19 protein-coding genes and 1 tRNA gene are annotated in these 20,077 nt (G+C 63.2%); 10 read left to right on the plus strand and 10 right to left on the minus strand.

Annotated elements, in window-relative coordinates; genetic code table 11:
• Positions 1-3 precede the first annotated feature (3 nt).
• The 9 genes from J2D77_RS04840 to J2D77_RS04880 form a co-directional block, all read right to left on the minus strand.
• Positions 4-408: a hypothetical protein gene (locus tag J2D77_RS04840; RefSeq protein ID WP_207845181.1), complete on the minus strand. Its 405-nt coding sequence runs from the start codon at positions 406-408 to the stop codon at positions 4-6.
• Between the two features lie 35 nt (positions 409-443).
• On the minus strand, positions 444-629 hold the full coding sequence (locus tag J2D77_RS04845) for a Trm112 family protein (RefSeq protein WP_207845182.1): 186 nt from the start codon (positions 627-629) through the stop codon (positions 444-446).
• Between the two features lie 25 nt (positions 630-654).
• Positions 655-1,296: an LON peptidase substrate-binding domain-containing protein gene (locus J2D77_RS04850; RefSeq protein ID WP_207845643.1), complete on the minus strand. Its 642-nt coding sequence runs from the start codon at positions 1,294-1,296 to the stop codon at positions 655-657.
• 68 nt (positions 1,297-1,364) lie between these two features.
• Positions 1,365-2,321, minus strand: coding sequence for a thioredoxin family protein (locus J2D77_RS04855; RefSeq protein WP_207845183.1), 957 nt, complete (start codon positions 2,319-2,321; stop codon positions 1,365-1,367).
• Positions 2,322-2,601: 280 nt separating this feature from the next.
• Positions 2,602-2,976 (minus strand): YidH family protein, encoded by a 375-nt coding sequence (locus tag J2D77_RS04860; protein ID WP_207845184.1) that lies wholly within the window; start codon positions 2,974-2,976, stop codon positions 2,602-2,604.
• Between the two features lie 4 nt (positions 2,977-2,980).
• Positions 2,981-4,504 (minus strand): choline-sulfatase, encoded by a 1,524-nt coding sequence (betC, locus tag J2D77_RS04865; RefSeq protein WP_207845185.1) that lies wholly within the window; start codon positions 4,502-4,504, stop codon positions 2,981-2,983.
• A gap of 101 nt (positions 4,505-4,605) precedes the next feature.
• Positions 4,606-5,565, minus strand: coding sequence for a choline ABC transporter substrate-binding protein (choX, locus tag J2D77_RS04870; protein WP_207845186.1), 960 nt, complete (start codon positions 5,563-5,565; stop codon positions 4,606-4,608).
• Between the two features lie 524 nt (positions 5,566-6,089).
• The gene (locus tag J2D77_RS04875) at positions 6,090-6,401 is read right to left on the minus strand and encodes a DUF202 domain-containing protein (protein ID WP_207845187.1); all 312 of its coding nucleotides are present in this window, start codon (positions 6,399-6,401) and stop codon (positions 6,090-6,092) included.
• Positions 6,402-6,606: 205 nt separating this feature from the next.
• Positions 6,607-7,512, minus strand: a complete 906-nt coding sequence (locus J2D77_RS04880; protein WP_207845188.1) for a LysR substrate-binding domain-containing protein — start codon at positions 7,510-7,512, stop codon at positions 6,607-6,609.
• A gap of 260 nt (positions 7,513-7,772) precedes the next feature.
• On the opposite strand from J2D77_RS04880, the gene uvrA reads away from it, so the two are divergent.
• The 7 genes from uvrA to rimI all read left to right on the plus strand — a co-directional run bounded on the left by uvrA (position 7,773) and on the right by rimI (position 16,263).
• Positions 7,773-10,634 (plus strand): excinuclease ABC subunit UvrA, encoded by a 2,862-nt coding sequence (uvrA, locus tag J2D77_RS04885; protein WP_207845189.1) that lies wholly within the window; start codon positions 7,773-7,775, stop codon positions 10,632-10,634.
• 6 nt (positions 10,635-10,640) lie between these two features.
• The gene (locus J2D77_RS04890; protein ID WP_207845190.1) at positions 10,641-11,465 is read left to right on the plus strand and encodes a creatininase family protein; all 825 of its coding nucleotides are present in this window, start codon (positions 10,641-10,643) and stop codon (positions 11,463-11,465) included.
• A 414-nt stretch (positions 11,466-11,879) separates the two neighbouring features.
• Positions 11,880-13,007, plus strand: a complete 1,128-nt coding sequence (locus tag J2D77_RS04895) for a YncE family protein (protein ID WP_230975595.1) — start codon at positions 11,880-11,882, stop codon at positions 13,005-13,007.
• A gap of 241 nt (positions 13,008-13,248) precedes the next feature.
• Entirely contained in the window at positions 13,249-13,809 is a 561-nt protein-coding gene (locus J2D77_RS04900) for a NifU family protein (protein WP_207845192.1), read from the plus strand.
• 204 nt (positions 13,810-14,013) lie between these two features.
• Entirely contained in the window at positions 14,014-14,598 is a 585-nt protein-coding gene (locus J2D77_RS04905; protein WP_207845193.1) for a malonic semialdehyde reductase, read from the plus strand.
• Positions 14,599-15,603, plus strand: coding sequence for a hypothetical protein (locus J2D77_RS17200; RefSeq protein WP_230975524.1), 1,005 nt, complete (start codon positions 14,599-14,601; stop codon positions 15,601-15,603).
• 123 nt (positions 15,604-15,726) lie between these two features.
• Positions 15,727-16,263, plus strand: a complete 537-nt coding sequence (gene rimI, locus J2D77_RS04915) for a ribosomal protein S18-alanine N-acetyltransferase (protein WP_331000166.1) — start codon at positions 15,727-15,729, stop codon at positions 16,261-16,263.
• 191 nt (positions 16,264-16,454) lie between these two features.
• Here rimI and purD read toward each other — a convergent pair whose 3' ends face one another.
• Positions 16,455-17,723 carry a phosphoribosylamine--glycine ligase gene (purD, locus tag J2D77_RS04920; protein ID WP_207845194.1) on the minus strand — a complete coding sequence of 423 codons (1,269 nt, stop codon included), beginning with the start codon at positions 17,721-17,723 and terminating at the stop codon, positions 16,455-16,457.
• Positions 17,724-17,788: 65 nt separating this feature from the next.
• Between purD and xseA the strand changes: the two genes are divergently transcribed.
• From xseA to J2D77_RS04935, 3 genes are all read left to right on the plus strand, one after another.
• The gene (gene xseA, locus J2D77_RS04925) at positions 17,789-19,258 is read left to right on the plus strand and encodes an exodeoxyribonuclease VII large subunit (protein WP_207845195.1); all 1,470 of its coding nucleotides are present in this window, start codon (positions 17,789-17,791) and stop codon (positions 19,256-19,258) included.
• Between the two features lie 132 nt (positions 19,259-19,390).
• Positions 19,391-19,735, plus strand: a complete 345-nt coding sequence (locus tag J2D77_RS04930) for a BA14K family protein (RefSeq protein WP_207845196.1) — start codon at positions 19,391-19,393, stop codon at positions 19,733-19,735.
• Between the two features lie 246 nt (positions 19,736-19,981).
• A tRNA-Leu gene (locus J2D77_RS04935) sits at positions 19,982-20,065 on the plus strand.
• Positions 20,066-20,077 lie beyond the last annotated feature (12 nt).

Below are 20,077 nucleotides of genomic sequence, written 5' to 3' on the forward strand. Positions count from 1 at the left end.
CTTTTATTGCGAATTCTGGCCCTGGCTGGAAACATTGCCCGGCTTGCCGTAGGTCGTCTGCGTCTGTGGAATAATGGTGTGGCCGTTACTCAGCCTGATGGGCCCGGCAACCCCGCCGGATTCGGGGGCTACGACCTCGTATTGATCTTCGGGCTTGGGTGGCGTGCGGGGCTCGCCCGGCTTGCGACCGGCCAGCCTGTCCTGTTCGGCGGCCAGGCGTTCTTGTCTTTCCACGTCCTTCTGGGCGGCCCTGCCTTCAGCCTCCGCCGCTTCGGGCAGGAAACGGCCGGGGCGTTCGGGGGGCAGGTCGATATTGTCGCCCTCGATCGGGACATGGCACGCGGCCAGCAGGGGAACCGTGAGCAAAAGGCAGCCAAGCACCCTGCTGATCTTTTTTTCACAGGACATGCGCGAGGTCCACACCACGGTAGGGAAAAAGGCGGTCAGCCTTCGATACGGCGGGCTTCGTCGGGCAGCATGACGGGAATGCCATCGCGGATGGGAAAGGCAAGACCGGCCTTCTCGCTCACCAGTTCGTTCGTGGCGGCGTTGTACACCAGCGGTCCTTTTGTCACGGGGCAGACCAGAACGGATAAAAGCCGCGCATCGAGCGGTGCGGTATCGGTCATCAACTCAGTATCCCATAGAAGTTTCTCAAGACGGTGGGCCTTCGGGTTCCGGCCCGGCCATGTCCAGCAGGGTTTGCAGCACCCTGACCCGGTCGGTCAGGCTTGTGGCATCCAGCAATGCCTGTTTTTCCGCCGGAGGGAAAGGACAGATCATGGGCAGCGTGACCAGCAGCATGCTGTCATCCATCTGTTCGATCAAGGACCAGCGCGCGTCGAGTCCCCTTTTTTCGAAATACCGGCGCATGGACGCCAGAAGCTGCGTGCGGTCGAACGGTTCGGACGGGATTTCGTTCAGGTCCCCCGTGAAGGAGGACACATCGATCCGCGCCACCCTGTAGCCGCGCCGCAGCCCCGTCTCGCGCAGAAGCCGAAAGCGCGTGACCCCGGTCAGGGTCACGGCGTAGGTGCCATCCGCGCGTTCGGTAAAGGAGGTAATGCGCCCCAGCGTGCCGATGGGGTAAAGCGGGGGGGCCTTGTTGTCCTCGTCGTCTTCCTCCCGCCAGCGGGGCTGGATCAGCCCGACCAGGCGGTTGCTGGCCAGCGCGTCTTCCATCAGGGCGATGTAGCGCGGTTCGAACACATTGAGCGGCAGCCGCCCGCGCGGCAGCAGCAGCACGCCGCTAAGCGGGAACAGCCCCGCTTCGGGCGGCATGTCGGCCAGCGTCATGTCCCCCACGCGCGGAACCTGGCGGGGGATATCGTCATCCACAAAAGGCGGAAGGGCGGAAGGCACGCTCAGGAAAACAGGAGCGAGGACAGGCGCCGACGGGCCACAAGCGTTGCCGGGTCGTCATGCCCCCAGGCTTCGAAAAAGCGCAGGAGCTGCTGGCGGGCTGCCCCGTCCTTCCAGGTGCGATCGGCCTTGATCACGTGCAGAAGCTCGCTCGCCGCGTCTTCGCGTCGGCCGGCCGCGTTCAGGGCGGTGGCCATTTCGCACCGGGCCTCGTAATCCTCGGGGTTGGCGGCCAGGCGGGCCTTGATGTCTTCCATTTCCTCGGCGGCCTGGCGCCCTTCCTTTTTCAGCTCCAGGGCAGCGCGGGCCCCGGCCACATCGGGGGACTGGGCAATTTTTTCGGGCACGTCGGCCAGGGCGGCGGCGGCCGATTCCTCATCATCCAGGGCCAGCATGGCGCGGATCAGCCCACCCCAGGCCTTGGGGTTCTCGGGTTCTTCCCCGATCACGGCGGAGTAGAGTTCGGCGGCTTCCCCCGGGCGGCCTTCCTCAAGGGCCAGATCGGCGTCCTTGAGGCGTTCGGTGGCGGGCAGCGTGCCCCCGCCACTGGTCTTGAGCAGCCCTTCGACGAATTTCTTGATCTCGCTTTCGGGCAGCGCACCCTGGAACAGGTCAAGGATCTGCCCTTTCCAGAACGCGGCCACCAGCGGAATGGATTGCAGCGGCAGCCCCACCTGCGCAAGCTGGGCCACCAGCGCCTGGTTGGCTTCGATATCGATCTTGACCAGGTTGACCTTGCCGCGCGCGGCCGTCACCACTTTTTCCAGAACGGGGGTCAACTGCTTGCACGGGCCACACCATTCGGCCCAGAAATCCACCAGAACGGGCACCGTGCGGCTGGCTTCGAGAACGTCCTGCATGAAGGTGGCCTGGCTGCCGTCCTTGATCACGGGTGCCCCGCTTGCGGCCCCACCCGGGGTTGCGCCCCCGCTTGCCGGTTGGCCGATGAGCTGTTCCATCAGGTTCTTTCCTCGCTCTGGCATGCCGCGCCAAGGTGGTGGCGGGCGTTTGTGCTGTTCGCTGTCCTAGATGGTCAATCATAACGGCAAGTGCAATGGCAAGTCAGCCCCGTCGGCGCAGGGATTTGCGGCCCGCATGGCAGGTAACGGCAGCAGGCAGGCGGGGCGGGAGACAGTGTAGGGCAGGTCGGCCCGTTGATCGGGCAGCGGGCTGGGAATGTCCGCGCAGCTCCCGGCCGCCCTGCGCGCTCGCCGCGGCTTGCAGGCACGGGCAAGGGCTTCAGGCGAAGACGACAAACAAGGCCAGGATGACTGCCAGCAGCGCGACAAGCACGGTCAGGAACGGCAAAAGGCGGCTTTGCGGCAGGTCTGTCTCCTGCCGCATGGCATGTTCGGCGCGGGCCCAGCGCAGATACGCCATGGCCGAAATCAGGGTTGCGCAACAGAACAGCACCATGGCCAGCACAAGCCGGAGCCGGGGTGAAGCCAGGGAGGCCGAAAACTGTTCCAGCGCCACCGCCCCCACAATCAGCCCCATGGCGGTTCTGATCCAGGCCAGGAAGGTGCGTTCATTCGCCAGCGAAAAGCGGTAATCCGGTCGTGTGCCGCTTTGCCACCATTTGAGCGGCTCCGGCCTGTCGGCGGGGCGTTGCATGGTCTTACGCGCCGCGCGGGTATCGCTTGGAATGTTCGAGAATATTCAGGTCCATATGGTTGCGCATGTAACTTTCGGATGCCAGCTTCATCGGCTGGTAGTCCCACGGGTAATAGGCCCCCTGGCGGAGCGCGTCGTAAACCACATGGCGGCGTGCCTGGCTTACGCGGACCTCCGCATCGAACCGTGCAAGGTTCCAGCGCGCGTTCATGGCCGCCATCATGCGCAGTTTTATCTGTGTGCAGGCCGGATCATCCGCGCGGTTGACGCGTTCGTGCGGGTCTTCCTCCACATTGGTCAGGATCGGGGGGTCAAGCTCGCACAGCACAAGTTTCCACGGCCCGTCCCGCAAGGCCACCAGCGGGGCGTAAGATCCTTCGGCCGCGTATTCCATGGGCACGGGCGCGCGCGTGCCCTGGCCGCGCGCAAGGGCCATCAACCCTTCTCCATCCAGCCCGGGCAGCGCGCTGGCGGGGTCCAGCCCCGCGAGTTCGAGCAGTGTCGGCAGAACGTCCAGCGTGGAGACTGGCGTGTCCACCCGCCCGGGTGCCAGGCCCGGGGCCGAGATCAGCAGCGGAATACGGGCCGAGCCTTCGAAAAAGCTCATCTTGAACCACAGGCCGCGTTCGCCCAGCATGTCCCCGTGATCGGACAGGAAGAGAATGACGGTGTTGTCCAGCATCTCGCCACGTTCGAGAATATCGAGCAGCTCGCCTATTTTTTCATCGACATAGGACAGGTTCGCGAAATAGGCGCGGCGCGCGCGGCGGACCATTTCGGGCGTGACATCGCTTGCCGCATAGTCGCTGGCCAGCATCAGGCGCTTGGAATGCGGGTCCTGCTCATCGAAGGGAATGGGGGGCACGACCGGGTCCAGGGCGGGGCAGTCTTCGTAAAGATCCCAGAACCGCTTGCGGGCCACATAGGGGTCGTGCGGGTGGGTGAAGCTGACTGTCAGGCACCAGGGGCGGTCATCGGCCCGGCGTGAGAGATCGTACAGCTTGCTGGCCGCGTGATAGGCCACGCTATCGTCGAATTCGAGCTGGTTGGTAATTTCCGCAACCCCGGCATCCGTCACGGAGCCCAGGTTATGATACCACCAGTCGATCCGTTCACCCGGCTTGGTATAATCGGGGGTCCAGCCGAAATCGGCGGGGTAGATATCGGTTGTCAGGCGTTCTTCAAAACCGTGGAGCTGGTCGGGGCCGACAAAATGCATCTTGCCCGACAGGGCCGTGTAATACCCGCCCCGGCGCAGGTAATGCGCAAAGGTGGGCACCCCGGCGGCGAATTCAGCCGCGTTGTCGTAAACCCCTGTGCTGCTGGGCAGCATCCCGCACATCAGCGCCGCGCGGGAAGGCACGCAAAGCGGGCTTGGCGTATAGCAGTTGGTAAACCGGACAGATCTTTCAGCAATTTTTTTGATATTGGGGGTGTGGAGAAAATCGGCCGGACCATCGGGGAACAGCGTTCCATTCAACTGGTCCGCGACCACGACAAGAATATTGGGTCTGGCAGCGGTCTTCATTCCGGTACTTTCACGACAGTTTCGGGGGTAAGGAAATTCTTCAGGCGCCTGTTTCACAACGATGCGCTGATAAAGGGTGGCAAAAGTCCTGGGGGGCGCCTTTACAAGCCAATCGCCGTTCTGACGGCGGCCAGGCCGGGTTTTCCGTCAAGGGTGGTTACACCTTCAAGCCAGGGGGCAAGTGCGTCCGGGTGGGTATTCAGCCAGGATCTGGCTGCGGCCTTCGGGTTGCTGTGTTCGTCCATAATGGCGCTGATCAGGGCGTTTTCCATCGGCAGATCGAATTTCAGGTTCCGGAACAGCCTTGCCGCATTCGGGCATTGGGCAGACCATCCGCTACGCGCAACGGTGCGGACAGACCCGCCACCATAGTTCGGGCCAAAATAGGCATCGCCACCGGAAAGATAGGTGATGGCGAATTTTTCGTTCATGGGGTGCGGGCTCCAGGCCAGGAAGACAATCCATTGCTTGCTTCGCTCCGCCCGTGAAACCTGCGCCAGCATGCCCTGTTCGCTGGATTCGATCAGTGTCCAGCCTTTCAGTTCGGGGCTTGGCCCGGCAATCATTTTTTCAATCGTGATGTTTGCCGGCGCTCCGGGTTCGATGCCGTAAATCTTCTTGCCAAATTTATCGGCGTTGGCGGCAACGTCCTTGAAATCCCTGATCCCCGCATTGGCCACGTAGTCGGGAACGGCCAGGGTGAATTTTGTCCCCACCAGATTGGTGGCCAGGACCTCTATGGCGTTGGTCCGGTTCAGGTCTTCAATAAAATTCTGTTGCGCAGGCATCCAGTTTCCCAAAAAAACATCGGTATTCCTGTTTTTCAGGGTCTCGTAGCCGATTATGACCGACAGCATCCTGACATTCTGGACATAACCCAGCGCATCGAGCAGGACACCGGCCACGGCATCGGTTGCGGTAATATCGATCCATCCGGGGTCGGACATGTTCACGGTCTTGCAGGCTGCGGCGTCCTGTGCCGCAGCAACGGGGCTTATGGCCGTGAAGACAGCAAGGGCCAGGGCGGCCAAACCAGTTCGATGTGTAAACGAATATGTCATGACAACCTCGTCTGGACGATGAAAAACGGACGGCCTGTCGTCCTTCATCCTGCTTTGGCCCAGGATAAGATCATCAAATGGCAGGGGTTGTGAAGCTACGGCGTTTTTATGCCTTCCATAAACCAGGCTTATGCCACCGCAGTGGCCAGCCTGCTCGTAGGCGTGCCGTGCAACAGGGCAGGGACATGCAAACTTCATGAAGAAGGACGGCCCAACGTCCAGGGCCGTTTCAACACAGCCTGCCGCGCAATACCGTATAAAAGTTTTTGGGTGTCGCCTTTTTTCAAAAAGGTGATGGTCTTTGAAGCTTTTTGAAAAAAAGCTTCACCAAAAACTTTTCTGGAGTGATGGGATATTTCAGGGGCCGACTTTGGGGGCATCCTTCCATTACAGGGAAGGGCCGCAGGGGCAGCGCATGGAGGTGGTACGCACAGGAAGCGGGCCGGAGGTTCATGCCCATACGGCCCAAGTGCTGATCGCAAGCCATAAGGTCAGGCTTGAGCAGGGATCACGTCCGCGTCATGCTACAGGGAATGGCGGCACACATCCAGAACATGCAATGTGGCGGCCAGGGCCACGCCGCAGGCAATGGTAAGCTGCCGCGTGCGGTCCGTGGCCGTGCTCAGCTCATTGTCCTTGTACCAGCCCAGCCTGTGGTTGCTGCATGAGAACATGAAGGCGGCCAGAAGCGAAAGGACCAGGCCGGCCAGAATATCGGCGGTACTCATGCGCCGTATGCCAAGGCGCAGGAGCAGCAAGGCGACAAAAACGGTCAGGAAACTTGTCCGAGACCAGGCAAGCCCCGTTCGTTCCCGCTGAACGCCACGATCTTTCATGGGTCTGTCTTATGCCGCTTGGCAGGTCGTCCGCCAAGGACGAATGTTGGCCCCAAAGACTGGTTCAATCAACGCATCGATAAAAAAGATAAAAGTTTTTGGGTGTCGCCTTTTTTCAAAAAGGTGATGGTCTTTGAAGCTTTTTGGAAAAAGCTTCACCAAAAACGCTTGGGCATTGGAGCAAGTGCGGGGTGTGTTCAAAAAATCATGATTGAGACGTTTTCCTGACCGAGGCCATGATCCAGTTCACCAGATCGCGCGCCGGTTCGGAAATATGCGGGGCCGTCAGCAACCAGTAGCCGCTATCGGGGCGGCAAAGGGGGGCGCCCAGGGCGACAAGCGTGCCATCGGCCAGGGAGTCATCCACAAGGCCGGTCCAGCCCAGTGCGATCCCGTGGCTGGCAATGGCGGCCTGAATGACAAGGTTATAGGTGTTCAGCGTAATGTCACGCGGGCTTGGCGTGCGGGTCGTGCCGGTGGCCGCGAACCAGTCCGCCCAGGTGAACCAGGGTGGATTGGGGGCGGTGTCCAGGTGCAGCAGGGGCATGTGGCCGATTTTTTCGGGGTTTTTGTCCAGTTCGTGGCGCTGCACGAAGCGCGGACTTGCGACGGGCACCACTTTTTCTTCAAAAAGCTGTTCGGCCCCTTTGGGAACATCGGCACGCGCGCCGAACAGAACGCCCACATCCTCGATCTCGTCATCATGCGGGTCGATGGTGGTGGAGGCGATAATATGCACTTCCGTATCCGGGTGAAGCTGACGAAACTGGGCGACGCGCGGCATCATCCAGCAGGAGGCAAAGCCGTAATCGGTAAAAAGCCGTATGGCGGACTGGCGCCCCATGCGGCGGATCACCCGCGCGCCGGAATCGATCTCGGACACGCAAACACCTGCCGCGCGGTGCAGAAGCCGCCCGGCGGGGGACAGCACGCTGCCCCTGTGGCCACGGGTCAGGAGCGGGGTTTCAAGCTGCGCTTCAAGCGACCGGATCGTGTAGCTGACGGCAGGCTGCGACAGGCCAAGCTCACGCGCCGCCGCCGTCAGGCTGCCCAGGCGGCCGACGGCTTCAAAAACACGAACCCAGCCAAGGTCCAGGGGGCGTTCCGTCATAATCCTTCTTTATGCAGGTCATAGGAAATATGGCTGTATTGCTGCTTCTTGCATTTAAGAATCTTATTGCCATATCAGCAAGGCAAAAGACCGGCCGCATGAGGCAGGCGTGGTTCAACAGGCTGTACCGGCGGCGGTGCGGCGCGTTTCCTTATGCCCTGTGGCCCTGAAAACGCCGTGGCATGCGCTTTCATCCATTGCGCGCGGGTGGGTACAGACGGCATACTAGGGACAAAACAGGAACGGCGGCAGAGCGATTTATGGGACAATCAGACATTTCAGGCCCGCAGGCCATTCGTGTACGCGGGGCCCGCGTCCATAACCTGAAAAACATCGATATCGATATCCCGCGCGACCGCCTGACCGTGGTGACGGGCCTGTCCGGGTCCGGCAAGTCTTCTCTCGCCTTCGACACCATCTATGCCGAAGGCCAGCGCCGCTACGTGGAAAGTCTGTCCGCCTATGCCCGCCAGTTCCTGGAACTGATGGGCAAGCCGGATGTGGACTCGATCGAAGGCCTGTCCCCCGCCATTTCCATCGAGCAGAAGACCACCTCCAAAAACCCGCGTTCCACCGTGGGGACCGTGACCGAGATCTACGATTACATGCGCCTGCTCTGGGCGCGTGCGGGGGTGCCGTATTCCCCCGCAACCGGCCTGCCGATCGAGGCGCAGACCGTCACCCAGATGGTGGACCGTATCCTTGCCATGCCCGAGGGCACGCGGCTGATGCTGCTGGCCCCGGTCATTCGCGACCGCAAGGGCGAATACCGCAAGGAACTGACCGAACTCCAGCGCAAGGGCTTTACCCGCGTACGGGTCGATGGCGAATTGTATGAAATAGGCGACGTGCCCAGCCTGAACCGCAAACTGCGCCACACGGTGGAAGTGGTGGTGGACCGGGTGGTGGTCAAGCCCGGGCTGGAAGCGCGTCTGGCCGACAGTTTCGAAACCGCCCTGGCCCTGTCCGACGGCATTGTCTATGCCGAGGAAGTCCGTCGTGACGGGGATGAGGCAGACGCCGACAAGCTTGTGTTTTCCTCGCGTTTTTCCTGCCCGGTCAGCGGTTTCACGCTGGAGGAGATCGAACCGCGCCTGTTCTCCTTCAATGCACCGCAGGGGGCCTGCCCGGCCTGTGACGGGCTGGGGGTGGAAACCTATTTCAACCCCGTACTCGTCGTGCCGGATGAATCATTATCCCTGCGCAAAGGGGCTGTTGCTCCCTGGAAAGATGCGAAATCTCCCCTGCTGGAGCAGACGCTGAACAGCCTTGCCGCGCATTTCGACATCGACATGGACACGCCCTGGCGCGACCTGCCGCAGGCTGCGCGTGACGGTATCCTGAACGGTGTGGACGAAAACGTGGTGTTCACCTACCGCGACGGCAAGAAAGCCTATGTCGTGACCAAGCCGTTCGAAGGTGTGCTCAAAAGCCTGCAAAAGCGCCTGGCCACGACGGATAGCATGTGGGTGCGCGAGGAACTTTCGCGCTACCAGTCCGAAAAGCCCTGCCATGCCTGCGACGGCGCGCGGCTCAAGCCCGAAGCGTTGTCCGTGCGTGTGGCGGAAAAAACCATCGCCCAGGCGTCTGATTTGCCAATAGGCCAGGCCCTGGCGTGGTTCGATACGGTCTTGCCGACCTTGACCCCCCAGCGGGCGGAAATTGCCCGCCGCATTCTGCGTGAAATCAACGAGCGGCTGAAATTTCTTGATGATGTCGGGCTCGATTACCTGACCCTCTCGCGCGGTTCGGCCACGCTGTCGGGGGGGGAAAGCCAGCGTATCCGCCTGGCCAGCCAGATCGGTTCGGGGCTGACCGGTGTGCTGTACGTGCTGGATGAACCGTCCATCGGTCTGCACCAACGCGACAACGAGCGGCTTTTGGGCACGTTGCAGCGGCTGAAAAACCTGGGCAATACGCTGATTGTCGTCGAACATGACGAAGATGCCATTCGCGCCGCCGACTGGCTGGTGGATATGGGACCGGGGGCCGGTGTCGGCGGGGGGCAGGTCATTGCCGTGGGCACGCCCGAACAGGTGGCGAAGGTGCCCCAAAGCCTGACGGGGGCGTATCTGTCCGGGCGCAAGCGCATAGACGTTCCCAAAACCCGCCGCAAGATCGACAAGAAACGCATTGTCACGCTGGAAGGTGCGACCGGGCACAACCTGCAGGACGTGACAGCGCGTTTCCCGCTGGGCACGTTTACCTGTGTGACCGGTGTTTCGGGCAGCGGCAAATCCACCCTGGTGCTGGACACGCTGTACCGCGCGCTGTCGCGCCAGTTGATGGGGGCGGGGACAACGCCCGAGCCCTATCGCCGGATCAAGGGGGTGGAACTGCTCGACAAGATTATCGATATCGACCAGTCCCCCATCGGGCGCACGCCGCGTTCCAACCCCGCGACCTATACAGACCTGTTCACCCCCATACGCGACTGGTTTGCCGAACTGCCCGAAAGCAAGGCGCGCGGCTACAAGGCGGGGCGCTTTTCCTTCAACGTCAAAGGGGGGCGGTGCGAGGCCTGCCAGGGCGATGGTGTGCTCAAGATCGAAATGCACTTCCTGCCCGATGTGTTCGTGACGTGTGACGCCTGCAAGGGCACGCGCTACAACCGCGAAACGCTGGATATCCGCTTTCGGGGCAAGACCATAGCCGATGTGCTGGCCATGAGCGTGGATGAGGCCTATCCCTTCTTTTCAGCGCAAAGCCGTATTCGCGACCGGCTTTCGGTATTGCAGAAAGTGGGGCTGGGCTATGTGACCCTGGGCCAACAGGCCACCACCCTTTCGGGCGGGGAAGCCCAACGCGTTAAGCTGTCCAAGGAACTTGCACGCCGTGCCACGGGCCGCACGCTGTATATCCTGGATGAACCCACGACCGGGCTGCATACGGAAGACGTAAGAAAACTGCTAGAAGTTTTACATGCGCTGGTGGACCAGGGCAATACGGTCGTTGTCATCGAACATAATCTGGAAGTCATCAAGACGGCTGACTGGATCATCGATGTCGGGCCCGAAGGGGGCAGCGGGGGCGGTCGGATCGTGGCCGAAGGCACGCCCGAGGACATTGCCGCGTGCAAGCAGAGCTATACCGGGCGCTTTCTTGCCCCTCTTCTCGGGTAGGCAGGCATGCGTTTGAGGAATTTTTCTGCCCTGGTGCTGGCTGGCATGGCGTTGTGCGCAGCCCATGGCGCCCGCGCGCAATCATCCTGCCCCGCGGAGCAGAGCGTCGTGTTCGAGCGGCTGAGCTGGACGGAAATCCAGCAGGACATAGGCTGCGGTTTTACGACGATCATCATCCCCGTGGGGGGCACGGAACAGAGCGGGCCGTATATCGCGGTGGGCAAGCACAATGTGCGCGCCGGGGCCCTGGCCGAACGGATCGCGCAAAAAGCGGGCCGGACCCTGGTGGCCCCGGTCGTGGCCTATGTGCCCGAAGGTTCGACCTCGCCCCGCACGTCGCATATGCGTTTTGCCGGAACAATCAGTATTCCGACTGATGTTTTTGAAAAAATGCTGTCCTCGGCAGCCGAGAGCTTTCGTGTGCAGGGGTTCAGGCTTGTGGTGCTGCTGGGGGATCATGGCGGGTACCAGGCGGCGTTGCGCAAGGTGGCGGATACGCTCAACCCCGCATGGCGCAAGACGGGGGCCCGGGTTTTATACGTGCCGGAGTATTACGAGGTCGTTCCCCACCAATATGCCGACTGGCTGCGGCAGAAAGGGTACGGCGCGGATGTGGGCAAGCATGCCGATCTGAGCGACACGTCCCTGATGCTGGCGGTGGACCCGGGCATGGTGCGCGAACAGGCCCTGCGCCAGGCGCCACCCCCAACCCCCGCACAGGGTATTTACGGGGGCGACCCCAGGCCGGCCACGCCGGCACTGGGCCGCCCCGGGCTGGACATGCAGGTGCGTGCGGCCCTGACCGCCATCGAACAGGCCCGTGCGCCCTAGGGGGCAGCCTTCCAGCAAGTTACTGATAAAAAAGATAAAAGTTTTTGGGTATCGCCTTTTTTCAAAAAGGTGATGGTCTTTGAAGCTTTTTGAAAAAAGCTTCACCAGAAACTTTTAAAAATGTGCGAAATATTTCCCGGATCGGCTTTTAAAGCAATCTCTTAGGCACCGTTCCTGGGGTTCTCTTTGGCGCGGGCGTGTCGGGGCCCCTGTGCTGCTATAAGAATGGTGCTTTTTGCCGCACCCTGCGGACCCCTTCGGCGCAAAGCCACCTGATGGACGTTGCCTGCGCCACATGCTAGAGACGGCGGGATTTTCCGTACGGTTTTCCAGCGTTAGGTCAACAGGCGCAAAGGTTCGAAGACGATGGGTGTAAAGCAGTATCTGGTGGCTGCGAGCGCGATCGCCGCTCTCATGGTCCCTGCCGTGCAGGGCCAGGCCCAAACGGGCGCCACGGGCCCGGCCGTGCAGACCATCGCAGGCATGCCGCCGGTCATCGACCCGCAGAACCTGTATAGCGAGACATCGCCCGCGCATCTGTCCCCCGTGGTGGCGGATGACCCCGCACGGATCTATGTGCCGAACCTGCGTTCGAACGATGTGTATGTGATCGACCCCGCCACCAACAAGGTGGTGGACCGTTTCCCCGTTGGCAAAAGCCCCCAGCATGTCGTGCCGTCATGGGATCTGCGGACCCTGTGGGTCACGAACAATGCCGAAGGCCGGACCGATGGCAGCCTGACCCCCATTGACGCGCATACCGGCAAGCCTGGTGCGCCTGTCGCGGTGGACGATCCGTACAACATGTATTTCACGCCCGATGGCAAATCCGCCATTGTGGTGGCCGAAGCGCGCAAGCGCCTGGATTTTCGCGACCCGCACACCATGGCCTTGCAGCAATCGGTCGACGTGCCGGATTGCGCGGGCGTGAACCATGCCGATTTTTCCATAGACGGCCGCTACGCCATTTTCACCTGTGAATTCGGTGGCCATCTGGTCAAGGTCGATACCGTCAACCACAAGGTTCTGGGCTATCTCAAGCTGTCTTCGGGCGGCATGCCGCAGGATATCCTGATCTCGCCCAACGGCCGCACATTCTATATTGCCGACATGATGGCTGATGGCGTGTTCACGGTGGATGGCGACAGCTTTACCGAAACCGGGTTCATCCATACCGGCGTGGGCGCGCATGGCCTGTATCCCAGCCGCGATGCGACAAAGATGTATGTGGCCAATCGCGGGTCGCACAAGGTGCATGGCAAGCCGCACAGCAAGACCGGTGGCGTGTCGGTGATCGATTTTGCCACCAACAAGGTGGTGGCGGACTGGCCCATTCCCGGTGGCGGCAGCCCCGACATGGGCAATGTCAGCGCGGATGGCAAAAGCCTGTGGCTGTCCGGCCGGTTCGATGACGTGGTCTACCGGATCAACACCGAGGACGGCAGCATGATCAAGATTCCGGTAGGGGCCGAACCCCATGGCCTGACCGTCTGGCCCCAGCCGGGCCGCTATTCCATCGGCCATACGGGTATCCTGCGCTAGCATATGACGGGGCTGGGCCTGTCTTGGGCCCCAGCCCGTCACGCGACCGGGCGTATGGCTGACCTGCGTCGGGCTGGGGCTGCAAGCCGGTCCAGTCTCCGCAAGGCGGCTTGCGGTCCGATACGTCGCACGGCTAAGCCTGTGGGGAAGAATTTTTTATACCGGACTTGTCTTGTCCGTATTCCGGTGCCAACTGGAAGACAGCACCCACCGACACAGTCTTGCGAACGGACCCCTCGATATGTTCATAGAAACCGAAGGCACGCCCAACCCCGCCACGCTCAAATTCCTGCCCGGCCGCGCCGTGATGGGCGATGCGGGCACGATCGATTTTATCGATGCGGATGCCGTAGGCGGTCGTTCCGCGCTGGCCGAAGCGCTGTTCGCCATTCCCGGCGTGTCGCGCGTGTTCCTGGGGAATGACTTTGTGTCCGTCACCAAGGCGGACACGGTCGAATGGGACGAACTGCGCGGGCAGGTGCTTTCCACCCTGATGGATCATTTCGTCGCAGGTCGCCCGGTCGTGGCCGAGGGCGTTGGCGTGACGGAAGAAGCCATTGCCCCCGAAGATGCGGAAATCGTCGTCCAGATCAAGGACCTGCTGGACACCCGCGTGCGCCCGGCCGTGGCGGGGGACGGGGGCGATATCGTCTTTCGTGGCTATCGCAACGGGGTCGTACGTCTGACCATGCAGGGGGCATGTTCGGGCTGCCCGTCTTCACGCGCCACCCTCAAGCACGGGGTGGAAAACATGCTCCGCCATTACGTGCCCGAAGTGGTATCCGTCGAACAGGTGGACTAAGCTCAACCCCACCAAGGCAGACCAGCCACGCGGAACCCGGCAGGGCCTGTCGGGTGCATGCGGGGTTTGGACTGCGTACCCGGTCGTGGGTAAGGGGCCGTGGGCCCCGGGCCCGTCAGGCCGGGTGGTGCCCTCAGCATTCGGTCGAACAGGACCGGGCGGAGCAAAGCAGGGCCGGACAGGCACAACGAAGACGGAGCGGATATGTTGGATGAGAGCGGGCTTGATGGCATGTTCAGAACGGCGCGCACGCCCCGGCGCTGGACAACCCGCCCGGTCGAGCCGCATCTTCTGCGCCAGCTTTACGATCTGGTGTGCCTGGGCCCGACATCGGGGAACTGTAGCCCGGCGCGTTTTATCTTCCTCACCGGCTCGGACGCGCGCGAAAAGCTGCGGCCTGCCCTTTCGGCGGGCAATGTCAACCCGGTCATGGGTGCGCCGCTGATCGTTATCGTGGCGCATGACCCCCTGTTTTTCGAACAGCTCCCCTATCTCTCGCCCCAGGAAGACCTGCGCCCGTGGTTTGCGGCAGATGTCGGCCTGTCGGAGGAAACGGCGTTCCGTAACGGCACGTTGCAGGGCGCCTACATGATCATGGCGGCCCGCGCATTGGGGCTGGACGTATTGCCGATTTCAGGCTTCGACCAGTCAGCGGTGGAGGACGCCTTCATGGCCGAATCCGGCTGGCGCGCCAATTTCCTGCTCTGCCTGGGCTATGGCGATCTGGGCAGCCTGCCCCCCCGTGCCCCGCGCCTGGCGTTCGAGCAGGCCTGCGTCGTGGTGGACTGAATGCCCGGCGAAACGGCCTTGCACCCTGGCGGCCACCCCCAGCGCATTCTGGTTCTCGACGGCAGCCCGGCGGGGGAGAATGCCTGCGGCATGGCGGCCTGTGTGGTGCACGACGGCCAAAACCTGGCAATTTCCGCCCAACGGGTGGAGGCAGGGCGCCAGGCAGCGGAAGGCATTGCCCTGATCGCGGCCGATGTGCTGGCGCAGGCAGGCTGGCACAAGGCAGCCCCAGGCCCGCGCGACGGCGCTGCTCTGCTCAGCACGGGCTCGCAAGCGGATGATGGCACCCATAACGCGCAGGCCCCGACTCGGTCGGCCACTGCCGATGCTGATCGGGCGGGTGATACGCTTTCGAATAATCCGGAACTGAAGGGCACCGCGCCCGATTGTGTGGCTGTGGTGGTGGGGCCGGGTTCCTTTACGGGGTTGCGGGCGTCCTGCGCCGTGGCGGCGGGTTACGCGCTGGGTGCTGGCGCGCAACTGGTGGGGGTAACACGGGGCGAAGCCCTGGCCCCGGCGCTGGAGGCCGAACTGGCCCGGCACAACGGCTCTGGCAACGGAACTGTGACCCACCCTGACACCGGTAGCACGGCGGCCCGCACGGGCAGCGGTTCCGCTGATGGAGAGGACGGTTCGGGTCGCGGCCCGCATGGTGACGCCACAGGTGCAGCAGGGCAGGGGCTGGACGGCTGGCTGGTCATTACCGCCGCCCGCCGGGGCCGTGTGTTTGTGGAAGACCGGTTTGGCGTGCGCGCCGTGGCCGAAGCACAGGTGCCGCCCGCCTTGCTGGCAGGCCGGTGGCTGGTCGCGGGGGAGGCGCGCGGCGCACTGCCCTTGCCCGGCGCGGTGTTCAGCGACCTGACCCACCCCACGGCCGAACAGATTGCCCATGCGGCCCTGCAACGCCTGGCGGGTACGCTGCCGACGCGTGAGGCCCTGCCTTTATACGTGGACCCGCCTGAGGCCAAATTGCCTGCCGAAGGGCTGCGGGCCACCCCGGTATGAAACCTCGGCAGCCTCGCCTCCGGTTCTGGCTCGACATGCCCGCATCTACCCCGCACCTGTTCCCCAATGAGCCCGCCCTCGTGTCGGCTCGATGAGCCTGCCTGATATGAACGCGCCCGCCGCATGGGTGTGCCGATTACAGCGAGCATGCTTGTGCGCCCTGCGTTTGAGCACGCGCAATACCTGCCAAGCACAGCCATGCCCGGCGTGATCGAAAAAGCCGGCGTCGCCCATGCGGGCGTGCTGGCGGCCCTGCACGAACAGTGTTTTCCCCCCGCCGACCGCTGGAACGCCTCGGCCATGGCGGAGCTTCTGGCCCTGCCTGGAGTCGCGGCCGCGCTGATCTGCGAAGGCGGCCAGCCCGCCGGATTCGTCATGCTCCGCTGCGTGGTGGATGAGGCCGAAATCCTGACCCTGTGTGTCCTGCCTGCCTGTCGGCGGCGGGGGCTGGCACGCCAACTCCTGGCCCATGCCCTGGCCATGGCGTGCGATCTGGGGGCAGGCACTGTTTTCCTGGAAGTGTCGGTGCGCAACCCGGCTGCCACGGAACTGTACGCCCAGGCCGGATTTACCCGCCAGGGGCTGCGCAAGGCCTATTACCCGGACGGATCGGATGCCCTGATTCTGTCCTGCGCGTGCGGCGAACGAAAGGCCGATTGACCTTGCCGCGTCCTACGGGGGTGGAAGTGCGGTCAGTCACGTATAAGTCAAAAAATATGTATATCTAAAATTTAAAATATGTATAAGAATACCCCCAGCGAACAAGAAGAAGGGGTTAACCCTCTCTCCCCGCTATTTCCCCCACAAGCTCAGGCGTTGCGGCCTACCCCGAAAAGCAGGCCGGTGGGGACTTAAAGGGCCTTGTCCCCGATATCCGTACGCCAGACGGCTCCGGGCCAGGAAATGGCTTTCACACCCGCATAGGCGCGGGCCTGTGCTTCGGCCACGGTCTGCCCCAGCGCACAGACGGCCAGAACGCGCCCGCCTGCCACAATCAGTTCGCCCGCCATGTCCTGGCGCGTGCCGGCCTGGAACACATGCACGCCCTCCAGCGCGTTGGCATTGTCGATTCCGTGGATAACAGCGCCTTTTTCGGGCTCGCCCGGATAACCGCGCGCGGCCATGACCACACAGACCGATGCCTGGTCCGAAAACGTGATGGGTGTGGTATCCAGCCGGTCCTCGGCCAGGGCCTTGAGTGCGGGCAGCAGGTCCGATGTCAGGCGGGGCAGCAGGGCTTCGGCCTCCGGGTCCCCGAAGCGGACATTATATTCGATCAGCGAAGGGCCCTTGTCGGTCAGCATCAGCCCCGCGAAGATCACGCCACGGAACGGTGTGCCGCGCCGCGCCATTTCGCGCAGCATGGGGCGCACCAGCAGGTCCAGTGCCGCTTCCTGTTCTGCCGGGCCGAACCCCTTGGGGGGGGAGACCGCACCCATGCCACCGGTATTGGGGCCGGTATCGCCATCGCCAATGCGCTTGTGGTCCTGGGCGGCGCCGATCAGTGTTGCCGTCTCCCCCGCGCAGAAGGCGAAAAGCGAGACCTCCTCCCCCACAAGGCAGTCCTCGATCACCACGCTGCGCCCGGCATCGCCCAGCGCGCCACCGGTCATCATGTCGGTAATGGCGGCTTCGGCCTGCGCCACGGTTGTCGCCACCACAACACCCTTGCCCGCCGCCAGCCCGTCGGCCTTGACCACGATCGGCGCACCTTTGGCGCGCACATAATCAATGGCCGGGGCGGCTTCGGTAAAGCGTTCCCATGCCGCGGTGGGAATACCCGCCGCATCGCAGATTTCCTTGGTAAAGCTCTTGCTGCCTTCAAGCTGGGCGGCGGCGGCACTGGGGCCCGCGCAGGCCAGCCCGGCCCGGGCACAGGCATCGGCCAGGCCCGCCACCAGCGGGGCCTCCGGGCCGGGCACTACCAGGTCCACCTGCTGTTCCTTCGCGAATGCGACAAGGGCGGGCACGTCCTGCACCCCGATCGGCACGTTGATGCCAAGGGCCGCCGTGCCCGGGTTGCCCGGTGCGATGAACAGGGCCGACAGGTCGGGCGAGCGCGCCAGTGTCTGGGCCAGGGCATGTTCGCGCCCGCCCGATCCAACCAGAAGTACGCGCATTCTTTTTCTCCCGCTTTCGATGTCCGCTCTTTTCAGGGCGAGCGTCTGTAGCATAGGTTGGCGCCATGCACGAAGAGCTTGGAAACATCCCCCCTGCCCAGGGGCCCAATGGCGGCAATGTTCCCGAATATAGCGTGTCCGAAATTTCGGGCGCGATCCGCCGCACGCTGGAAGGCACGTTCGGCCGCGTGCGCGTGCGCGGCGAGATTACCGAATTCAAGCGGTATCCGTCGGGGCATCTGTATTTTTCCCTCAAGGATGAGCAGGGCAAGATTTCCGGCGTGGTGTGGCGCGGTTCGGTCTCGCGCCTGGGGCTGGTGCCCGAAAACGGGGTGGAAATTATCGCCACGGGCAAGATCTCGGCCTATGGCGAGCGTTCGAGCTACCAGTTGGTGGTCGAACGCATGGAATATGCGGGCGAAGGCGCGTTGCTGGCCCGCATCGAACGCCTGCGGCTGAAACTGGCGGAAGAAGGCCTGTTCGATACGCGCAGCAAGCGGGCCATACCCATGCTGCCCCGCGTGATCGGGGTCGTGACATCAGCCCAGGGGGCGGTGCTGCATGATATCCGCACAACCTTGCGCCGCCGCTTTCCCCGCCCTGTGCTGGTCTGGCCGGTGCCGGTGCAGGGGGAGGGGGCAGCCGCCCAGATCGTGGCGGCGATTAACGGATTCGACCGGCTGGACGGCACCGGCCCCATCCCCCGCCCCGATGTGCTGATTATCGCGCGCGGCGGTGGCTCGCTCGAAGACCTGATGGCTTTTAATGACGAAGCCGTGGTGCGTGCGGCGGCGGCCTGCCGCATTCCGCTGATTTCCGCCGTGGGGCACGAGATCGATACCACGCTGATCGACTTCGCCGCCGACCGCCGCGCCCCCACCCCCACGGCCGCGGCGGAAATGGCCGTACCCGTGCGCACGGAACTGCTGGCCGATATCGAACACCGCGCCGCGCGCGCCCTGGGTGCGCTTTCGCGCATGCTCCAGGGTGTGCGCATCAGGCTCGACCGTGCGGCAGGCGGGCTGCCCGACCTGCCCAGCCTGTTGCAGACCGCCCGCCTGCGGCTGGATGAAAGAAGCCACAGGCTTGGCGTGGCCCTGCCAGCCCTGGCCCAGCGCCGCCGGGCCGATCTGGTCGCGGTGGAGCGGCGCATGCCCGCGGTGGAAACCCTGCTGGCCGGGCGGGGCACGCGGCTTGCGGTGCTGGGCAATGCGCTGGGGGCGGGGCTGCGCAATACGCTCCAGCGCCAGGGCAGCCGCCTGGGGCAGGCACGGGTTACGCCGGCCCCGCTCATGGCCATCCTGCGCGAAAAGCGCTTGGCCCTGGGTGGGGCCGGGCGGCAGCTTGAGGCCGTCTCCCCCCGGGCGGTGCTGGCACGCGGCTACGCGCTGGTGAGTGCTGGCGGCCACCCCGTCACGCAGGCCAGGGCCCTGAAGGATGGCGAGCGGGTGGAACTGACCTTTGCCGATGGCACGCGCGATGCCGTCATCGGTCGGGGTGGGGCCGTGCCGGTGCAGGGTGCGCTGGATTTTTAAGAATGGCCACGGCCCATGGAAAAGCCCGGCCGTTCCCACCCGGTTGAGCCCGCCCGTGCAACGGGGCTATGCTGGGCACAGAAAAAATGCGGCGGGGCGGTTGGCCCGCGCCGTGCTGAAAGGCTGATGCGTATGCCCCGGTTATATTCTGCCCTTGTTGTTCCCTGCCTGCTGGCTGGCCTTGGGCTTGCGGGGTGTACCAACCCCACGCCACCTGCGCGCATACCGCCGCAAAGTTTCGCCCCGGGGCTTGCCGCAGAAGCCGCCAACCCCAATGAAAGCACGCTTACGAACGATCCGTCCGCCCCACTGAATACGCCGCTTTGCGGCACCGCCGCGCGGGAGGGCATGGCCATGGCGGTGCAGAACTATCCCCAGCCCCTGGCCGTGGGGAGCACCTGCACGCAGAATGCGTGCTTCAACACCCAGACGGGCACCTATATCGCCGCTGACGGCACCCGCCGGGTGTGCCGCTAAAAAGCCTGCCCCGAAATCGGATTCACAGACAAAAGTTTCTGGTGAAGCTTTTTTCAAAAAGCTTCAAAGACCGTCGCCTTTTTGAAAAAAGGCGACACCCAAAAACTTTTATCATTACTTATCAAAAGGTTGTTTGGGCGGGGTGTTCAGCAGGCGCGAGGCGTAACCGACGCCTGCGGCACCCTGCCAGCAACGACTGCGAAACCCTTTCCCGCACGGCGTTTTGCTGGTAGGGGAAGACAGTTCGCGAGAGTGACGGAACGGTAGACGTAGTCGACTCAAAATCGACCGCCGCAAGGCATGGGGGTTCGAATCCCCCCTCTCGCACCATGTTTTCCCCTC

The sequence above is a fragment of the Acetobacter garciniae genome (genome assembly GCF_017377735.1).
Taxonomy (GTDB): domain Bacteria; phylum Pseudomonadota; class Alphaproteobacteria; order Acetobacterales; family Acetobacteraceae; genus Acetobacter; species Acetobacter garciniae.

What these genes read in the sequence shown, in the direction of transcription:
- J2D77_RS04890 (WP_207845190.1), top strand. Translation starts at nt 10,641, where the DNA reads ATGCGTTTGAGGAATTTTTCTGCCCTGGTGCTGGCTGGCATGGCGTTG.
- J2D77_RS04845 (WP_207845182.1), bottom strand. Translation starts at nt 629, where the DNA reads ATGACCGATACCGCACCGCTCGATGCGCGGCTTTTATCCGTTCTGGTC.
- purD (WP_207845194.1), bottom strand. Translation starts at nt 17,723, where the DNA reads ATGCGCGTACTTCTGGTTGGATCGGGCGGGCGCGAACATGCCCTGGCC.
- J2D77_RS04880 (WP_207845188.1), bottom strand. Translation starts at nt 7,512, where the DNA reads ATGACGGAACGCCCCCTGGACCTTGGCTGGGTTCGTGTTTTTGAAGCC.
- J2D77_RS04855 (WP_207845183.1), bottom strand. Translation starts at nt 2,321, where the DNA reads ATGGAACAGCTCATCGGCCAACCGGCAAGCGGGGGCGCAACCCCGGGT.
- J2D77_RS04860 (WP_207845184.1), bottom strand. Translation starts at nt 2,976, where the DNA reads ATGCAACGCCCCGCCGACAGGCCGGAGCCGCTCAAATGGTGGCAAAGC.
- J2D77_RS04875 (WP_207845187.1), bottom strand. Translation starts at nt 6,401, where the DNA reads ATGAAAGATCGTGGCGTTCAGCGGGAACGAACGGGGCTTGCCTGGTCT.
- betC (WP_207845185.1), bottom strand. Translation starts at nt 4,504, where the DNA reads ATGAAGACCGCTGCCAGACCCAATATTCTTGTCGTGGTCGCGGACCAG.
- rimI (WP_331000166.1), top strand. Translation starts at nt 15,727, where the DNA reads ATGGGTGTGCCGATTACAGCGAGCATGCTTGTGCGCCCTGCGTTTGAG.
- xseA (WP_207845195.1), top strand. Translation starts at nt 17,789, where the DNA reads ATGCACGAAGAGCTTGGAAACATCCCCCCTGCCCAGGGGCCCAATGGC.
- J2D77_RS04850 (WP_207845643.1), bottom strand. Translation starts at nt 1,296, where the DNA reads ATGACGCTGGCCGACATGCCGCCCGAAGCGGGGCTGTTCCCGCTTAGC.
- uvrA (WP_207845189.1), top strand. Translation starts at nt 7,773, where the DNA reads ATGGGACAATCAGACATTTCAGGCCCGCAGGCCATTCGTGTACGCGGG.
- J2D77_RS04895 (WP_230975595.1), top strand. Translation starts at nt 11,880, where the DNA reads ATGGTCCCTGCCGTGCAGGGCCAGGCCCAAACGGGCGCCACGGGCCCG.
- J2D77_RS04905 (WP_207845193.1), top strand. Translation starts at nt 14,014, where the DNA reads ATGTTGGATGAGAGCGGGCTTGATGGCATGTTCAGAACGGCGCGCACG.
- choX (WP_207845186.1), bottom strand. Translation starts at nt 5,565, where the DNA reads ATGACATATTCGTTTACACATCGAACTGGTTTGGCCGCCCTGGCCCTT.
- J2D77_RS04900 (WP_207845192.1), top strand. Translation starts at nt 13,249, where the DNA reads ATGTTCATAGAAACCGAAGGCACGCCCAACCCCGCCACGCTCAAATTC.
- J2D77_RS04930 (WP_207845196.1), top strand. Translation starts at nt 19,391, where the DNA reads ATGCCCCGGTTATATTCTGCCCTTGTTGTTCCCTGCCTGCTGGCTGGC.
- J2D77_RS04840 (WP_207845181.1), bottom strand. Translation starts at nt 408, where the DNA reads ATGTCCTGTGAAAAAAAGATCAGCAGGGTGCTTGGCTGCCTTTTGCTC.
- J2D77_RS17200 (WP_230975524.1), top strand. Translation starts at nt 14,599, where the DNA reads ATGCCCGGCGAAACGGCCTTGCACCCTGGCGGCCACCCCCAGCGCATT.